The organism is Sediminicola luteus (genome assembly GCF_040566555.1).
Lineage (GTDB): Bacteria > Bacteroidota > Bacteroidia > Flavobacteriales > Flavobacteriaceae > Sediminicola.
Map to the genome: position 1 here is coordinate 548630 of NZ_JBEWYP010000002.1, position 19091 is coordinate 567720.

A 19091-nucleotide genomic window follows, 5' to 3' on the forward strand; every position below is an offset into this window, starting at 1 on the left:
TTTCTTAGTTATGATTGAATATCTAATTTAAGATTTAATTCTTTTAATTGTGCATCATCAATAAATGCAGGGGCGTCTATCATCACATCCCGACCGCTATTATTTTTCGGGAATGCTATAAAGTCCCTGATTGTTTCCTGTCCGCCCAAAATGGCAACCAACCTATCCAATCCAAATGCTAGTCCACCATGGGGAGGGGCACCGTATTGGAAGGCATCCATCAAAAAGCCAAATTGTGCCTTTGCCTCTTCTTCGGAGAAGCCCAAATGCTTGAACATCGTTGCTTGGGTTTCCTTATCATGGATACGAATAGATCCACCTCCAATTTCGTTTCCGTTCAATACCAAGTCATAGGCGTTGGCCTTGACAGCGCCCGGATCGCTATCCAACAATTCCATTTGACCAGGTTTCGGGGATGTAAATGGGTGGTGCATGGCGTGGTAGTGTCCAGTTTCCTCATCCAATTCCAACAATGGAAAATCTATCACCCATAAAGGTGCGAATTCATCCTTTTTTCGCAATCCTAATCGTTGCGCCAATTCCATACGTAAAGCGCTCAGCTGAGTCCTTGTCTTGAGAGTATCTCCTGAAAGTACACAGATAAGATCTCCTGGCTTGGCATTGGTCGCCGCGGCCCATTGCGCAAGATCTTGTTCATCGAAAAATTTATCAACGGAAGATTTAAAACTGCCATCCTCGTTATATTTGGCATAGACCATACCTTTGGCTCCAACTTGGGGCCTTCTTACCCAGTCTACAAGGGCATCAATTTCTTTTCTTGTGTATGCCGCTCCTCCAGGTACTGCTATCCCTACCACAAGTTCTGCATCATTGAATATGGCAAAATCCTTATGTTGGGCGATGGAGTTCAATTCACCAAACTCCATCCCAAATCGTATATCCGGCTTGTCGTTCCCATATTTTTGCATCGCATCGTCATAGGTCATACGTGGGAAATCTCCAATTTCAATCCCTTTGATTTCTTTTAGAAGATGTCTTGTCAGCCCTTCGAAGACATTTAATATATCCTCTTGTTCCACAAACGCCATCTCACAGTCGATCTGGGTAAACTCAGGCTGTCGGTCCGCCCTAAGGTCTTCGTCCCTGAAACATTTTACGATCTGGAAATATTTGTCCATTCCACCTACCATTAGCAATTGCTTAAAGGTTTGGGGAGATTGGGGAAGGGCATAAAACTGACCTTCGTTCATTCTGCTCGGCACCACAAAATCCCTAGCACCTTCAGGGGTGGATTTAATTAAATATGGGGTTTCCACTTCAATAAAGGCTTGGTCAGATAAGTATTTCCTTACCTCCATGGTCACTTTATGCCTAAAAATAAGATTGTTTTTGACTGGATTCCTGCGGATATCCAGATAACGGTATTTCATGCGAATGTCTTCACCTCCGTCTGTCTGGTCTTCAATGGTAAATGGTGGCAGCAGGGATTTGTTTAAAATAACTAGGTTGGAGACCAATATCTCGATATCCCCAGTGGGCATATTCGGATTTTTGGATGATCTTTCTATAACCTGACCCTGTACTTGGATTACAAATTCCCTTCCTAAGGATTTGGCTTGCTCCATAATTTCTTTGGAGGTACGCTCCTCATCAAATATTAACTGGGTAATACCATAACGATCCCTTAGATCGACCCAAATCATAAATCCTTTATCCCTTACTTTTTGAACCCATCCAGAGAGTACTACTTCTTTATTGATGTCTGAAGACCTTAAATGGCCACAGGTTTGACTTCTATACATTTGTAATAGCTTAATTGATTGGCAAATGTAAGAAGTATCGTGCTAAGCTGAAACATTAAGATTGTAAGTAGCCAATAATTTTTCCTAAAGGAATTGGTGATTCCTTAAATTTTTGTGAAATATTTCATAATACTTAATTATATTCGACAATGTAATTAACGAAACCTTAGAAATATGAAACAGATTTTTATTAAGAAAACAATGGTGTTATTTCTACTATGTGTTCCAACACTTATAATGGCGCAATCCGTTATAAAGGGTACAATAAAGGACGCATCTACAGGAGAAGTATTACCTGGAGCCAATGTTGTGATTAAGGGGACAACCCAGGGTACAACAGCCGATTTTGATGGTAATTTCACAATTGAAATAATGGATTTTCCTAAAACTCTTGTTATTTCATCCGTTGGATATAAAACCGTTGAGTTGAATATTACCAATGATAATTTTATACAAGTTTCATTGGAGGAAGGAGTAGCTCTGGATGAAGTAATACTTGTTGGAAATAGATCAAAACCAAGAACAATTTTGGATTCTTCAGTTCCAATTGATAATATAGGTGTTGCAGAATTGGTTAATACTGGACAGCCTACCGTAGATAAAATGTTGACCTACAAAGTACCATCATTTAACTCTACCAATCAAACAATTTCAGATGCTACAGCACATTTTGATCCAGCTGATTTAAGAGGATTAGGGCCTAGTAGGACGTTAGTTTTGGTAAACGGAAAAAGAAAAAATCAAAGTGCCTTAGTTTATATTAACGATACACCTGGAAAGGGAGAAGTTGGTGTGGATTTGAAAAGTATCCCTGCAGCTGCCATAGAACGTATCGAAGTATTAAGAGACGGTGCCTCAGCGCAATATGGATCTGATGCCATTGCGGGAGTAATCAACATGGTATTAAAAAATAATGTTGAGTTTACGACAGTTAATGTTAAATCTGGCATTACTACTGAAGGCGATGGTTTTAACCTTGGTGCTGATATAAACTCATCACTTTCTATCGGGGAAAATGGAGGTTATTTGAATTTGACCTTTGGGTATTACCAACAAGAAGAAACGAATAGAGCGGGTACACCTGGAGAGGATGTATTATTTGGAGTCGCAGCAAATGACCCCACTTGGGGAGATTGGCTTTCAAGGAATCCAGATTTAGGTATGACGGTAGGTCAGCCAGAATTAAAGAAAGGAGATGCATTTTTTAACGCAGGGGTTCCTTTTAAAAATGGAAAAGGTAAATTTTACACCTTTGGTGGAATGACTTATCGGGTCGGAAAAAGTTTTGCATTGTATAGAGCACCATATTGGGTGGGTGATCCTTTCAATTTGCTACATGAACCTGGCACTGAATACCAAGGTTTTCAACCTACTTTTGAAACTGATATCAGGGATAATAACTCTACAGTTGGGGTCGAATTTGATCTATTGGGCTTAGATGTGGATTTGAGCGGAACTTACGGTAGAAATGCGGTGGATTACGAAGTCAATAATTCGTTGAACCCAGCCTTAGGCGCATCAAGTCCCACTTCATTTGATGTTGGAGCATATACTTTTAGTAATACCTTGGCAAATTTAGATTTTTCTAAGAATTTTGGACAAGCAAGCATTGCATTTGGTGCCGAATTAAAAAATGAACGATTTACCGCTGAGGCAGGTGAGCCAGCCTCTTATGCGGGAAGCGGTGCACAATCATTTCCAGGATTACAACCAAGTAATGCTGTTGAAGCCTCTAGGGATAATTATGGGGTTTATGGAGATTTGGAATGGGAGCCAACAGATAAATTTTTGATTGGAGGCGCAATTAGATATGAGGATTTTAGTGATTTTGGCGATAATACTTCTTGGAAGGTAAGTAGTAGATATTTATTGGGGGATAAAAAGGGAGCATTAAGGGCTTCTTATAGTACAGGTTTTAGGGCTCCTTCATTACATCAGATCTATTTGAGTAACATCCAAACTTTGGTTTCGGGTGGAACTATCTCCAATCAAGGAACATTCAATAATGTTGATCCCGTAATTAGGGAAGGTTTGGGAGTACCACAATTGACAGCAGAAACCTCTAAGAATATTTCTGCAGGTATTACCTTTAAACCAGTATCAAATTTATCCTTATCTGTAGATTATTACAATGTAAAGGTTGATGATAGGGTACTGTTTACTGGGGAAATTGGGTTTGATGGTGATGATAATAGCACTAATCCTGTTGAGCAAATTCTTTTGGACAATTCTATTACAAGTCTAAAATTCTTTGTTAATGCGGTTAACACCAATACTTCCGGGGTAGATTTGGTTGCCAATTACAGAAACTTGGAAATGGGGAATGGAATGTTGTCATTGACCCTTGCAGCTAACTTTAACGAAACAACTATTGAAGGGGAAATTGACACTCCAGATTTGCTCGCAGCCAATGGTTATGAAATCTTTAATAGAAAAGAACAATCAAGAATTACGTCTGCTAGACCTAAATCAAAAGTATTGTTGGGAATTGATTATAATATAAGTGAATGGAATTTTGCTTTGAACAACACTTATTTTGGGGAAGTGTCCTGGCAGCATTCAAATAATGGTTTGAACGGAGTAGACTTTGGTAATGGGCCACTTCCATTGGATGATGCCGCTTATGACCAGACGTTTTCTGGAAAAGTTATTACTGATTTGATAATTGGATATAATTTTAGCGATAGAATATCTGGTAACATAGCGATCAATAATCTTCTAAACGTGTATCCTGATGAGATTGATACCAAAGGGGATTTTGTAACAGACTTAGGAGGAAGATTTAGATATCCATGGGAAGTGAGTCAGTTTGGGTTTAATGGAACTATCTTAAATGCAGGACTTACCTTCAAGTTTTAACCAATACTGATATTAGTTTAAAGAGTGCCGTTCATTGAACGGCACTCTTTTATTATCGTATGTATTTAGAAGTTTGCTAATGCACTCCAAGCTTCACTTAACGCAAACTAATGGTTCTCTAAATGTTGTGTGAAAAGTATTATTTTGTAAATTTAGTAGGCAATTGAGTTTGTGGTTTACTTTATATCATGCTAGGTATAAACTTTACTACAGTAGTTATGGTGAATGTTTTAGGAAATGGGAGTTAACTTAGCCTTATGCTCCAATGAAAAGGGAAGTCAGGAGTAAACTTAGTGGTGAACTAGCTAACAATACAAATACCAACCCTAACCTATTAGGCCCGATGTCCATATCGGGCCTTTTTAGTTTCTATGGAATTGTTTTAAACATTGATATAAAAAAATAGGGCAATACATCTTTCTAAGATGGTATTGCCCTATACTTTAATCCTTTAATATTTTACGGTTAATTTTTACGTATACCCCTGAGTTTTATTTTGAACCTGTAGGTTATAAAGAACAGTACGGGAACAATAATCAAAGTAAGGAAGGTGGCTACAATTAAACCATAGATCACCGTCCATGCCAAAGGTCCCCAGAAAATAACATTGTCACCACCAATATATATGTTGGGATCAAATTCCGAAAACAAGGAAAAGAAATCTATATTCAGTCCTATAGCCAATGGGATTAGTCCCAAAACCGTAGTAATGGCAGTTAGAAGTACCGGACGCAATCTTGCCTTTCCTCCTTTTATAATAGATTCCCTGGCATCATCCCTGGTTAATAGGTCTCTATCATCCATAGCTAACTTTACCTTTTTTCGATCTATAAGAATTTGGGTATAGTCCAATAACACCACTCCGTTGTTTACCACAATACCGGCCAAGGAAATAATTCCCATCATGGTCATCATAATAACAAAGGGTTTTCCGGTTATGATAAGTCCGCCAAAAACGCCAATAAAACTTAAAAAGATGGCGATCATGATAATCGATGGTTTGGAAATTCCGCCAAATTGAAATATCAAAATGAGCATAATCAGCCCCAGACCGGTAAAGAAGGCTCCGACCAAAAACTGCATTTGCTTGTTCTGTTCCTCAATCTGTCCGGTATAATCTATATGAACATCTTGTGGCAAGGTCGTATAGCTTTCCATTTCCTTCTGTATTTCAGTTACAATGGCTGCGGCATCGGTAAATCCAGGCTTTAATCCAGAATAAACGGTAACCACCCTTTCATTGTCCCTGTGTTTAATGGCACTAAAGGAAGATGTGTTTCTTTGTGAAGCCACCGCGGAAACAGGAATTTCTTTGATTTGTCCGTTTGCGGGATCCCTAAAAATAATATTTTGGTTAAAAAGGGCACTTTTGTCATATCTGTTCTGCTCATTAAAGCGAACGTTGATATTATAGTCCTCTCCATCCTTTTTGTAAATCCCTGCTTTTTCACCAAAAAGGGATCTTCTTAGCTGATTCCCAACCTGTCCTACTGCTACCCCCAATTCTCCGGCTTTCTGTCTGTCGACAACCACCTGCATGGAAGGTTTTCCTTTATTTACATCGATCTTCAATTCCTCAATCCCAGCAATATTTTTAGTATTGATGAAATTCCGCATATCCTCTGCGGTATTGATCAACTCATCATAATCTTTCCCCTGTAATTCAATGTTGATAGGGTAACCGGCTGGAGGACCAGCTGCGTCCTTCTCAATGGAAATTGCTACCCCTGGATAGATGCCCTTAAGAGATTCCTGAATATTTTTCCTGAGCTCCTCTGTGTCCAATCCATTTCTGTATTTAAACTCCCGCATAGAGACTGTAAGCTTACCTCGATGGGGCATTTCTGCTGCAGAGCCTCCATCTGTCTGTGGGTTCCCCGCACCTTCTCCTACCTGTGATACTGCCGATTCAACCAAGTAGTTGTTTTTACCTTTTGCATCGGTATATTTATCACTATTAATGATCGCATATACCCTTTTTTCAATATCATGGGTTAATTCATTGGTCTTTTCAATGGAGGTTCCTTGAGGGTATTCTATGTAAACATAAATCTCATTTGGAATGGTATCCGGGAAAAATTCTATTTTAGTTCTCTGGGTGCTAATGGATACTCCAAAAAGCATAAAGGCACCTATAAGCATCGCCACCGTTACCCCGAAATACCAATACACATTATTTCCCCTAAGGGCATGCATCAATCGTCTTTCGTACCAATTTTCAAAGCGTACCATGGTATTCTTTTGAAAATTGATGGCCCATCTTTTCAGAAAGTATTTGTAGATCCAGAACATGCCCGCTGTAAGGATTAAAACACTACCCAAACCTCGGACAGTACCGCCAAATATTAGGATAAAGATTCCAAGTCCCCCCATGATGATACTCAGTCGTATCAATTGTTTAACAGTCAGTTCCTTTTCTCCAGTATCCATAAAATTAGAGACCAACATGGAATTCATGAATATGGCCACAAAAAGTGATGAACCAAGCACCACCGAGAGGGTGATCGGGAAATAGATCATGAACTGTCCGAAGATTCCGGGCCATAATCCCAAGGGTACAAACGCAGCAACTGTAGTGGCCGTTGAAATAATAATCGGGAAGGCAATCTCTCCTATTCCTTTTTTAGCGGCTTCGATCCGTGGCATGCCTTCATCCATGAGTCGGTATACATTTTCTACCACCACAATTCCGTTATCCACAAGCATCCCCAAGCCCATGATCATTCCAAAAAGGATCATGGTATTTAAGGTATATCCCAGCCATGACAGGATCATAAAAGACATGAACATGGACATAGGAATAGCGAAACCTACAAAGAGTGCGTTTCTAAATCCTAGAAAGAACATTAGGACAGTAACCACCAAAATAATTCCAAAAATGATGTTGTTCACCAAATCATCCACTTGATTTAGGGTCCTGCCAGAAGAGTCATTTGCAATAGAAATCCCTAAATCAGTAGGGTAGTAGTTGGCTTTGGCATCTTTGACCATTGCCTTAATCTTATCCGAGGCTTCGATCATGTTCTTGCCGGCTCTTTTCTTTATGTCCAACATCACCACACTTTCACCAAACTCACGGGCAAAGGTGGTCTTTTCCTCCTCAGAAAAGGTGACTTGGGCAATATCCTTTAAATAAACGGCGTTCCCATTTTCTGATTTTACTACAAATTCATTCAATTCCTTCGGGTCTTCAATCTCACCCAATATTCTAATCGTCCGTCTCTGACCGCTGGTCTTTAAATTCCCAGCAGACATGGTAACGTTGCCATTTCTGATCGTATTCAAAACATCATCAAAACTAACCTTGGCGGCCATCATTTTATAAACGTCCACCGCAATTTCAACCTCCTTGTCCTGGGCGCCCCTTATATCCACTTGCTTTATTTCGGGCAGGTCCTCAATTTCATCCTGCATATGCTCCGCAAATTCCTTCAGCTTTTCCACTGGGTAATCCCCGGTAAAGTTGATGTTCATAATGGGGAACTGCTCCGAAAGGTTCAAATCAAAAACGTTGGGGTCTACCTTGGCATTATTGAAAATAGGCCAGTCCTCAGTAGCCTTTTCGCTATCTACTTCATCTTTTACCTTCTGTTTTGCCGCCTCAACCGTAATTTCTTCATCAAACTCTACGGTGATTATTGAATAATCTTCCTGTGAGGTAGAGGTTATCTCTACCAAATTGCTGATATTCTTTAATTTATCCTCCAGGGGATCAGTTATTAAACGCTCAATGTCCTCTGCGGTATTACCTGGGTACAGCGTACTAATGTAAATTTTGGTTTCCTTAATTTCAGGAAAATCTTCCCTGGGCATGCCAAAATAGGAAGACAGCCCTATCCAAAGGAAGAGTCCTATCATAACATAGATTACACTTGGGTTTTCAATGGCCCATGACGATAATCCAAATTCCTTATCAGCGTTTTTTTTCTGCTTGCTCATGGACACTTAGTTTATGATTTTTACTTTTTGACCATCTTTAACGCTTCTGGCTCCTTCTTTGATCACTTGGTTTCCATCTTCTATTCCGGATAGTACTTCAATGAAGGCCCCTTGGGTCTTCCCGGTTGTAATAATTGTTTTCTTTGCAGTGGCCTCATTATCCGCATTTGGTTCCATCGCTATATAAGCGTATTGCTCCCCTTCAGCATTTTCCGAAATAATGCTCTGTGGGATTAAAATGGCTTTTTCGCTGGTGTAGTCGTTGATGCGTACTTTGGCCGTTAAATTTGGTTTTATATTCCCATTTTTGTTGGGTACTGGGATCTCCACACTAAAAGATCTATTGCTGGGATTGATGAAATTTCCAGTCTGGCGGATCTTAGTGATTACACTATCCCCTAATACAGGAAAGTATACTTGCGCCTCTTTCCCTTTGGAGACACTGCCCAAATATGTTTCTGGTACTTCTACATCTATATACATATCGGAAAGGTTAACGATACGGAATACTTCAGATCCCGGTCCTGGTGAAACCACGGTGCCTTGGTCTTTGATCACATTGTCGATAATTCCTGAAAAGGGAGCTCTAATGGATGATTTTCCCAATTGACTTTGAAATTGTTTCACGGCATTTTGCTGTGCCTCGTAGTTGGATTTGGCTTGAAGGTATTGTATTTCAGAGCCTATTTTTTGATCCCATAAACGCTTTTGACGTTCGAAAGTAGTTTTTGCCAATTCTGCCTGTGTTTTTAGCTGTGCCAATTGACTGCCCATCCCGCCATCGTCGATGGTGGCCAAAAGTTGTCCTTTGCTAACCTGCTGGCCTTTTTGAACATATACCTTTTGCAACGTTCCTGCCATTTCTGGATAGATCAACACGTTTTGTTTGGTCATTACGTCGCCTTGTAATTCTAAAAAGTGGTCAAATTTTTGTTCCTCTGCCTTAACCGTGGTGACCAACGGTAATTTTTCGTCCAGGTTAAAGGTCGCGATCACAGAATCTAGAAGCTTAATTTCTTGATCCGTAATTTTTAATTGCTCCGAAAGTGCACTCTTTTTAGCTCTCATGGCTTCAACATCCCCAGCTTCAATAAGGCTGTCTACGGTCTGTTGTTCATTATTGCCACAGGCAGAAAGAATAAGGGCGGTTACAAGGATGTAATAGATATTTTTCATTTTGAATTGTATTATAAATGGCTGTTTTTTGATTGATTTATTAGTTGTTGATAATGGTTTCCAGTTCGGTTTTCTTATTAATAACCCCTACCATGGATTGCAGATATTCCTGCTGGGCTGAGTACAATTGTGTTTGGGCCTGTCTAAGTTCAAAACTTGAGGCCAACCCTTCAAAGTATTTGATCTGGTTCTTTTGTTCTATACGTTCCGCCAATGCCAAATTAGCTTTGGAAGTGTCATATTGTTCTATGGAAAAAAGGTATTCACTTTTGGCATTTTCCAATTGTAGGCGGATATTTTCTTTGGCTTCCTCTAACTGGTTTTTCGCCTTATCTAGGGCAATTTTGGCCCTTGCAGTAGTAGCACTTCTTTTAAAGGAACTGAATATAGGAATACTTAGGTCAAACCCAAGAATGGACGAATCGAACCATTGTTGATCCCCATTAAAAAAATCAAAATTCTGACTAAAAGCTGTGGAGCCGTAATTTATAAAAGCATTTAAGGTGGGCAAGGCTCTGCTTTTTGCCAGTTTCAGTTCAAAAAAGCGTTGTTCGTTGAGGTTATAGGCCAATTTGTAATCTACATTGTTTTCCATGGTCAACTCCTGATCCAATAACCTTAGGTCCATTTCTTTTTGGGTAAGTTGATCAAGATCTTCCTTTAAAAGCGTAGGTGTTGTTATGTCCAGTCCCATCACCAAATTTAACATTTGAAGGGTCAGTTTCTCTAAACGGCGAGCATTGCGTAACTGGTTCTCTACAGAAGAAAGGGTGATCTGTAATTGGTCCACGCTTTCCTCATCTCCCAGTCCATTTTCAAATATTTTTTTGGTTTCGTAGAGGTTTTTGTCAAGGGTTTCCCTGTTTTTCTCGAAGATTGCAACGCTTTCTTTGGCAAGAAGTACATTACCGTAGGCTTCTACCACGGCCTTGCGGACTTCAAGATCTGTTTTTTCTTTATTGTTGGCACTGTAACTGATAAACGCTTTTGAAGCCTGTACCCCAACTATATAAGACCCGTCAAAAATTTGTTGTTTTAACGTTGCCGTGGCACTTGCCGTTTGTTGTTGTCCAAAGATAATGGGAGTGAATGTACCGGGTTCACCACCAAAAAACTCCGCAGGAATAAGGGATACCGGTTGCTTCAATTGATTTTGGTAGCTCACTGCACCTTCAATTTGAGGAAGTCCCCCAGCAATGGTCTCCCACTTTTGTTTTTGTGCATCTATAATATCCTTGTTCGCATTAATCGCCTTATAATTATTTTCTAAAGCATAGGCCACTGCTTCCTCAAGTGAAAAACTTGGTGCTGCCTGCTCTTGTGCAAAGGCGGTGAAGCTTAGGATTATTGCTAAGGAGGTTAGTATAAACTGTTTCATTTATTCGTAATTTGAATTGATTAAAGCATTTAGTATTTTTCTTCCCTTTGGGGTGACAATTCCGCGAAGATGGTATTCCAAAAAATCGTCCATTAGAAGGTTGATTGGAAATTGGTCTGACGGGAATATTTCCTGGTCTTTTAGACTGGTTACACCAGAGAAGTATATCCTACCAATAAAGTCAACGTTGATATTTTCACGGTAAATTCCTTCTCCAACTCCTTTTTTTATATTGTCAACTATGCATTCTTCCATGATCTGGAATTGCTTTTTTCTTAGGGCTATAAAAATTTTCGGATAGTACTTCTGTAATTGATATTCCGTGGAGCCCCTTTCGTCATGCAAATGTACCATGACCATTTTTTTGATCTCGTAAAGTTCTTCAATGGGATTTTTTTTAAGAACTCTAATGCAGTTGATGTTTTCTGCTATTTTATGGAAGACGTACATGGTACATTCCTCAACCAAATCGGTCTTGTTGTTAAAATGAATGTAAATAGTCTTTTTTGAAATCCCCATTTCATGGGCGATATCATCCATGGTTACACTCTTGAATCCCAGTTTCAAGAACAATTCGGACGATTTTTCTAAGATTGTTTCTCTCATAATTGGCTGCAAATATAGTTATGGAAACTTTAAAAACAAAAAAAGTTTCCAAAGTTTCACATGGAATAAAGCAAAACGAAGGAAAGGCACTCTTCTTAATCGCCTTTAAGTATGTGTCAATTTATTGTTTTGGCGTATTTTTGGACAAAAATTGCTTTAATGCTCACCATAGATCAATACCGTTCAGAATTCATCAATTATTTAGAGGCCAAAACTACTACTAGGGAACCTGAAAATTTATATGCTCCTATCAGCTATATATTAGGCTTGGGTGGTAAGCGTTTGCGACCTGTTTTAACATTGATGACTGCAGATATCTTTGGGAAAGATTACAAGGAAGCCATGGATGCAGCGTTGGCGGTGGAGGTTTTTCATAATTTTTCATTGGTTCATGACGATATCATGGACGATGCCCCGTTGCGAAGGGGAAAAGTTACGGTGCATGAAAAGTGGGACATAAATACGGGGATCCTTTCTGGGGATGCTATGCTCATCAGTGCCATTCAATATTTTGAACGTTACGAGGGACAGGTTTATAAGGAACTTTTAAAATTATTCAGTAAAACGGCTTTGGAGGTTTGTGAGGGACAACAGTATGATGTAGATTTTGAGGACAGGGAAGATGTGACAATCCCTGAATATATTAAAATGATTGAATATAAAACGGCAGTACTTGTTGCCGCTGCCATGAAAATGGGAGCCATTATTGCCGGAGCTTCCTTGGAATCCCAGCATGCCATATATGAATTCGGCAGGTATTTGGGAATAGCATTTCAGTTACAAGATGATTATTTGGACGCTTTTGGTGATCCTAAGGCATTTGGCAAACAGGTAGGTGGAGATATTATAGAAAATAAAAAAACATTTTTATACCTAAAGTCGTTGGAAATGGCAACGCCCCAACAAGCACAAGAGTTGGCTCATTTGTTTTCGATTAAGCCTATGGATGCCACAGCAAAGATCAATACGGTAAAAGATGTATTTTTGGAAAGTACTGCTGCCCAACAGACCAAGGATGAAATTGAAAAATACACCAATAATGCATTTGCTGTTTTGGAAAAATTGGATATTTCTCCAGAAAAAAAAGAAATTCTGCGCCTTTTTGGGGAAAGCCTCATGAAGCGTAAAGTATAGTAGTATCTGTGCTTTAATCACATCAGCTCTTTTTAAGGACACTTTTGGTCATATCAAAAGCTAGGGCGATATAGGTATTATTGTTGTATTCAAATTCATCTACTATCTGCCATCCTAATTTTTGGGTATGTGCCCGTTCTGAAATCACGTTTATTTTATTGATGAATGTTATGCTGATAGGATATTTCTCAACAAAGACGAGCCGCATGGCTTCAAAAATCCGATTGATAATTCCTTGGCCACGATAGTCTTTATGGATGCATATAGGGCCGTATTGAAAACTGTTTTCAGTGGTAACAGGAACATTGCCAAAGCAAAGTTGGGGAAATCTGGAGGTCATTATTTTGAATATTTCCCACTGTGAAAAATAGTCCCAACTCCCTGCAAAGACATAGGCTATCACTCTTCCTTGTTCATTAAGGCTTACAAATAGCCCTTTCTGTTCAATGATTTTCTCAACTTGATCATTGGTAAAAGGAGTGGTCACAAATCCATTTTTTAATTCTTCTTCAGACAGATTTTTGAACAGATTCTGTCCTTGAAGCTCAAGGACCCCGGAAATATGAGAGGAATTCCCTAATCGTGTTTGTGTCATAGGTTGAATTTTATTGGCCGACCTTAAAATAACCTTCTTAAAAGCGCTTTTGTAAAGTCTGCAATAGGGCAGGCGGTAATAATTTTTAGGTCCTCCCAAATGGTAGTCTCTTCATCAAGAAATTTAAAAATTAGTTGCGGTGACCTATTTTTAAAAAGCTGTCCAAAAATTATTTCTCCTTTGCTATTGTCTTTAGCTAGAATGTCTAATAAAAGCAGGTCATAGTACCAAAATCGGTCTTTTTTGGAGAAATAGTGCAATGGTTTGTCCTCTTTTAGAAAAGAAACCAAGAGCTTCGTCTTTTTCCAAGCGTATCTAAAAGTGTACCCAGAACTGGGTTTTGCCCATCCGCCTGCCATGCCAATATGGAGTATGTTCTTGCTGTTAAAGACATTAAAATCGAAACAGGTCATTGGTATGTTCCCCTTTTCTTTTTCTAAGATCGAATACGATCCACATTGTAATTTTTCCAGTAAATAGGAGGCTATGGCCTCTTCGTATTCTGCTTCAGGAAGCAAGTTTTCGGAAAATAGGGTGTATTCCACCAAGGCTTCGGTTTCTGAAAACGGTAAAACGTACATAAAGCGGGTATTCCCTTTTTGGGGAATGGAGAAATCCATAAATGTAGCTTGGTCCAAATCAAAAACGGGTTTTTCCGTTTTAACGAACCATCCAATAAAGTGCTGCTGTAATAACGGGTACTTGGTCTGCGTCTTCAACACCTGGTAATCCAAGATACTATTAAACACCTTTTTGGCAGAATAAGTGCTACTCTCTGTCTTAACCAAAACGTCCCGATCTAGGTCTTCAATTTGCAGTACCTTATCCGTTTTGAACGTAATACTTGGATAAGCAGCTATTTTGGTTTTATAGGACGAATAAAAATCAATGCCCCGGATCATTTTATAGGAATATGGGGCAATGTTCAATTTTGCGTCATAGGTTGGACCGCCAAAATAGATTTTGCTCCATGTTTTATGCAGGATGGAATCAAAATCTCCTGTGCTGTTCTCCCAAAAGCACCAAGTCCTATCATTATTGTTCTTGGAGTCTTTGTCCAACAATAAGATGGATTTATCTTTAAAAAAAGGATCCTTCCCCAATGCTTCGGCAAGCATTAATCCGCCTGCTCCGGCCCCAATAATAATATAATCATATGTTGCCATGGATGGGGTTGCTATTGACACGGTATTAGCTAGGTTTTGTATTGATCGAATATCCTTATACGGGTTACCCTCAAAAGTACAAATTCTAACGGTAGAAGTTGCATTTCCTTGTTTTGCAAAATTTATGAACCCCCTAGGGCTATTTTTCTAGGATAGACAACAATTGTTCTGCATCCAGATATTGAAAATAGCGAGCCTGTGCAGTAAATGACGAGTCCATCAATACTAGGGCAGGCAGGGAAAAGGGGGCGTCTTTTCTGCTGGCCAAAAGAAGCGGAATGTCGTGTATGGGATTGCGCCTCTTTGCTCTTTTGTTGGTAAAGTGCTGTTTGCCAAAAACAATGGTATCCGTGGTTTCCACATCCATCTTTACGGCGTAGTAGTCCTTGTTAAGTTTGTGAATGACCCTTTGGTCCTTAAATGTCACCTTATCCATTTTTAAGCAAGGGGCACACCAATCTGCATAAAAATCGATGAACACTTTTTTTGGGTGTACCCTTAGTGAATCATACAATTGCTCAAAGCTGATCCATTGAACTTCTTCTTTGTTTTGTGCAATGGTGCAGCCCGACTTTAGTGCGAAAAGCACTAAAAAGACCAAGAATGTAGTTCGCTTTCCCATGATTATTATAATGATTTAAGTCTGACTCCAAGGAACACGGTCCTAGGCGCCCCGGGGCCATAGACGTAATTACTGTCCCTATTTTTTCCGATATCGAAATCGTCCTGATAGGCATTGGTCAAATTTTTCACCCCACCAAATACTTCTATGCCTGTCTTGGTTTTTTCGAATTCAAAATTGTAGCCCAGTCTTAGGCTCAATTCCGTAAAAGAGGGGGACGTGCTGTATTCATCAATGGTTTGTCCTGTTCCTTCCCCTCCAAAATGGATTAATTCCATGGGTCCGGTATACACTATATTGGCGCTAGCGCTCAATGCTTTTGTTGGGGTATAGGTAAAAGTGGCGTAACCGTAATTATTAGGGGTCCTCAAGAACTCCCTCTTTGCTTCCAAACCTTCAATGTTCTCTACCGCATCGTTAAACCTACTCGATTGTAGGGTAAGGCCCGTTTCAACCTGAAACAAATAATCGAAATTAGCCCTTGTTTCCAAAGTAATACCTTTTACCGTCGCACCGCTTCCATTTCTTTTTTCGAATCGTTCCCCAAATTGATCTTCGCCAAGAGGAAATAAATAAAAAGCATCTCTTAAATGGGTGTAGAATCCTTCAAGTGTAAAACCAACAATAAAATGTTCATTGGCCTTATCGTAATTGGCGGATGCCGTATAGCTATTGGACCGTTCCTCTTTTAGGCTCTCGGCAAGGGATATTCGAGAAATGCCACCCCCAGCAAAGGCAATGTGCAAATCTGTGTCAAATGCCTGCGGTGCCCTAAAGCCGGTGCCCCATCCCAATCTAAATTGGGTTTCCTTGTTCCATTTGTACAACAATGAGAGTCTTGGACTTATAATGGCCTTATCAACTAGGTTGTGCTGGTCTATTCTAAATCCGGAGAGAAAATTCAATTCTGGTGTAACTTCCCAATCATTCTGGACAAAACCACTAAGGTTTCTTGTAGTCTGGTCTATTTTGTAATTATAGGCTTCAATAACATCCAGGACATCATCGTAGACAAACTCGCTCCCCATGGTAACTACGGTCGTTCCCCCAAGAAATTCATTGAATCTATGGTTAAATTGGGCACCACCCTGGTGGGTGGTTACGTCGGAAATACCATATGGTGGATCAGCCATAAATTGGCTCAACTCGGGTTCGTCATCCGGAATTATGCCGGTATAATGATCCCTGTTTGTGTGTTGCCCACCATAGTATAATATAAGGGCACTTTTCTCTTGGTTAAAATTAATTTGATAATCAAGACTTCCCATAATTACATTATGGGTCCTTTCTTCTGACTGTTGCGCCAAATGGGCTGCCTTGTCTACCATTTCCCCTCCGTATCTATATTCATTAATACTGCTGATACTGGCTTCTAGTTTCTGGTTTTCCTGAGGAAGGAAATAAAAGTTGGCCCCAAAAGAATTGTTCTTAAGCTGTGGTAATTCTGAATAATTATCACCGTTATGATCATAGGTGTCGCGGTCCCTTTTACTGATGAAAAAGGTGGCGCCGGCATTTCTTTCCGAGTTCACGACCGTTGTATTCCCAACAAGAAGGTGGTCATTGGAATAATTGCCCATATTTTGATGGGTGTATGTGATAGCATAATCGTTTTGCCTTGGTATCTTGGTAATTACGTTAACGGTTCCACCAATAGCACTGGACCCATAAAGCGCTGAGACACCGCCACGGACTATTTCAATGCGTTCTATCATATTGGTAGGGATTTGCTCCATGCCGTATAAACCGGTTAAAGGACTAAAGATGGGCCGCCCATTGATAAGTATTTGGGAATAACCTCCTTGGAGTCCATTGATACGGAGCTGTGTATAATTGCAGGTTTGGCAATCGGTTTCTACCCGAAGTCCAGGCTGAAAACGAAGGCCTTCTGAGAGATTGGTCGCCACAACGTTATCCAACGTTTTGCTATTGATCAAATTTACGATAACAGGGGAGTCTGTCCTTCTTTTATCTGTTTTAGTGCCGGTAACTACAACCTGTTCCAGGCCCATTACATCTTCCTTTAATTGAAAGTTCAAGGTCAATGTCATGGGATTCGTAATGGTTACCTCTTTTGATATAGACTTGTATCCTATACTTTGGCATACCACTGAATATGTGCCATATGGCACTTTTAGGCTAAATCTGCCCAATTCATCTGAAGTAGTTCCAATTTGGGAGTTCTTGAGTTGTATAGTTGCCCATGGCAATGCCTCTCCATCCGACATCACCTTGCCCTCCAAAGTTCCAGTTTGAGCAAAAAGGGAATAAAGTGGCAGCAAAAGACAGGTAATAAAAATATTTTTCATTTAAAATAAATATAAATTTAGGCAAATCTAAAAATTTGTTTTTATTAATAAAAATGTATTTTTGTTTAAATTAATATTTGATGACGCATTCGGAAGAAAACCATATTAAGGCCATTTTTCATTTGGGGAATAAGGGCACAGTTGCTGTATCTACCAACGCTATAGCCGAACTGATGGAAACCAAGCCTTCCTCGGTCACTGACATGGTAAAGAAATTGGCCGAAAAGGACTTGGTGCACTATAAGAAATATCAAGGAGTCACCTTATCGGAATTTGGTGTAAAAGTGGCATTGGGAATAATCCGAAAACATAGGCTATGGGAGGTGTTCTTGGTTGAAAAACTTGACTTTTCATGGGATGAGGTGCATGAGATTGCCGAGCAATTAGAACATATAAAAAGTGAAAAGCTTATTGATAAGCTGGATACGTTCCTTGATCATCCAAAATTTGATCCACACGGTGATCCTATTCCAGACAAAAACGGAATTTTTAAAACAGCAGATCGAAAATTGCTCAGTGAAGTGCCCGTTAATTCAAATGGGATTTGTGTTGGGGTGAAAGATTCCTCATCGGCTTTTTTAAAATTTTTGGACAAAAACAAAATTGCCTTGGGAGATGTAATCACGGTATTGGAAAAAGAAGAGTTCGACAATTCATTTTATATTAAGATAGGGGATCGAAGGGAACACATATCAAATCAAATAGCTTCTAATTTATTCATTAAAATATCGTAATGATAATGAATCGTCATCTAGGGACATCAATTATTTTTCTAATGCTCATGTTGGGTTCCACCATAGTTTTGCGTGGACAACAAGAGAATGTGGGGCCTGGTACTATAGTGACGGATCGGCCAGATGCAACGGAAGCACCAACTTTGGTGCCCAAAGGTTTCTTGCAAGTAGAAACTGGAGGTTTGTACGAATCCTTGGACAATAACGATGTTAAACGGGAAAGGACGGTTTACAACACTTCCTTGCTGCGATACGGTCTTCTGGATAATATGGAGCTTCGTGTTGGTTGGAACCTGGAGACAAGGCAAACAACAATCGGCGGTTTCGGTACTGTAAGAGAGCTCAATGGATTTTCTCCCCTCTTATTGGGGGTTAAAGTGGGTATTGCAGAAGAGAAAAACGGGGCCCCGGAAATTGGCCTGATAGGGCATTTGTTCTTGCCCTTTACCGCAAGTGACGATTTTAAGCCACAAACAACTGGGGCCGACTTTAGGTTCGCATTTTCGCATACCCTATCAGATAAATCCAATCTGTCCTACAATGTAGGTGCCCAATGGGGTAATGATTCGCCCGAATTGGCTTATATCTATACTATTGCCTTCGGACATAGTATTACGGAAAAATTCGGGTTTTACGTTGAACTTTATGGGAATTTTCCCGAAAATAGCACCGCTAACCATTTCTTTGATACGGGGGTGACATATCTGTTGCAGCCGAATATACAATTGGATGCTACCATAGGGAAAGGAATAACGGATGATCAAGATATTTTATTAAGCGCAGGTATCAGCTTTAGGGTGCCCAATTAAA

At 39.7% G+C, this 19091-nt stretch carries 13 protein-coding genes; 4 read left to right on the forward strand and 9 right to left on the reverse strand.

Annotated features, from left to right (window positions below):
* Positions 1-8 precede the first annotated feature (8 nt).
* The gene (aspS, locus tag ABXZ32_RS06085) at positions 9-1763 is read right to left on the reverse strand and encodes an aspartate--tRNA ligase (RefSeq protein WP_354617779.1); all 1755 of its coding nucleotides are present in this window, start codon (positions 1761-1763) and stop codon (positions 9-11) included.
* A gap of 174 nt (positions 1764-1937) precedes the next feature.
* Between aspS and ABXZ32_RS06090 the strand changes: the two genes are divergently transcribed.
* A complete protein-coding gene (locus ABXZ32_RS06090) occupies positions 1938-4622 on the forward strand; it encodes a TonB-dependent receptor (RefSeq protein ID WP_354617780.1) in 2685 nt (894 codons plus the stop codon).
* Positions 4623-5087: 465 nt separating this feature from the next.
* Here the strand turns inward: ABXZ32_RS06090 and ABXZ32_RS06095 are convergent, their stop codons facing one another.
* From ABXZ32_RS06095 to ABXZ32_RS06110, 4 genes are read right to left on the reverse strand one after another with little or no spacing between them, the layout of a single operon-like run.
* Positions 5088-8561, reverse strand: a complete 3474-nt coding sequence (locus tag ABXZ32_RS06095; protein ID WP_354617781.1) for an efflux RND transporter permease subunit — start codon at positions 8559-8561, stop codon at positions 5088-5090.
* Positions 8562-8567: 6 nt separating this feature from the next.
* Positions 8568-9737: an efflux RND transporter periplasmic adaptor subunit gene (locus ABXZ32_RS06100; protein ID WP_354617782.1), complete on the reverse strand. Its 1170-nt coding sequence runs from the start codon at positions 9735-9737 to the stop codon at positions 8568-8570.
* A 40-nt stretch (positions 9738-9777) separates the two neighbouring features.
* On the reverse strand, positions 9778-11115 hold the full coding sequence (locus ABXZ32_RS06105) for a TolC family protein (protein WP_354617783.1): 1338 nt from the start codon (positions 11113-11115) through the stop codon (positions 9778-9780).
* Positions 11116-11721 carry a TetR/AcrR family transcriptional regulator gene (locus tag ABXZ32_RS06110; protein ID WP_354617784.1) on the reverse strand — a complete coding sequence of 202 codons (606 nt, stop codon included), beginning with the start codon at positions 11719-11721 and terminating at the stop codon, positions 11116-11118.
* 159 nt (positions 11722-11880) lie between these two features.
* Between ABXZ32_RS06110 and ABXZ32_RS06115 the strand changes: the two genes are divergently transcribed.
* Complete coding sequence (locus tag ABXZ32_RS06115; protein ID WP_354617785.1) at positions 11881-12855, forward strand: polyprenyl synthetase family protein; 975 nt, start codon at positions 11881-11883, stop codon at positions 12853-12855.
* Between the two features lie 22 nt (positions 12856-12877).
* Here ABXZ32_RS06115 and ABXZ32_RS06120 read toward each other — a convergent pair whose 3' ends face one another.
* The 4 genes from ABXZ32_RS06120 to ABXZ32_RS06135 form a co-directional block, all read right to left on the reverse strand.
* Positions 12878-13450: a GNAT family acetyltransferase gene (locus ABXZ32_RS06120; RefSeq protein WP_354617786.1), complete on the reverse strand. Its 573-nt coding sequence runs from the start codon at positions 13448-13450 to the stop codon at positions 12878-12880.
* Between the two features lie 23 nt (positions 13451-13473).
* Entirely contained in the window at positions 13474-14637 is a 1164-nt protein-coding gene (locus ABXZ32_RS06125) for a lycopene cyclase family protein (protein WP_354617787.1), read from the reverse strand.
* 118 nt (positions 14638-14755) lie between these two features.
* Complete coding sequence (locus tag ABXZ32_RS06130; protein WP_354617788.1) at positions 14756-15238, reverse strand: thioredoxin family protein; 483 nt, start codon at positions 15236-15238, stop codon at positions 14756-14758.
* Between the two features lie 5 nt (positions 15239-15243).
* Positions 15244-17547, reverse strand: a complete 2304-nt coding sequence (locus tag ABXZ32_RS06135; protein ID WP_354617789.1) for a TonB-dependent receptor — start codon at positions 17545-17547, stop codon at positions 15244-15246.
* 80 nt (positions 17548-17627) lie between these two features.
* On the opposite strand from ABXZ32_RS06135, the gene ABXZ32_RS06140 reads away from it, so the two are divergent.
* Together ABXZ32_RS06140 and ABXZ32_RS06145 are read left to right on the forward strand one after the other, a co-directional pair.
* Positions 17628-18281, forward strand: coding sequence for a metal-dependent transcriptional regulator (locus ABXZ32_RS06140; RefSeq protein ID WP_354617790.1), 654 nt, complete (start codon positions 17628-17630; stop codon positions 18279-18281).
* 5 nt (positions 18282-18286) lie between these two features.
* A complete protein-coding gene (locus tag ABXZ32_RS06145; RefSeq protein WP_354617791.1) occupies positions 18287-19090 on the forward strand; it encodes a transporter in 804 nt (267 codons plus the stop codon).
* The last annotated feature ends 1 nt before the right edge of the window (position 19091 follow it).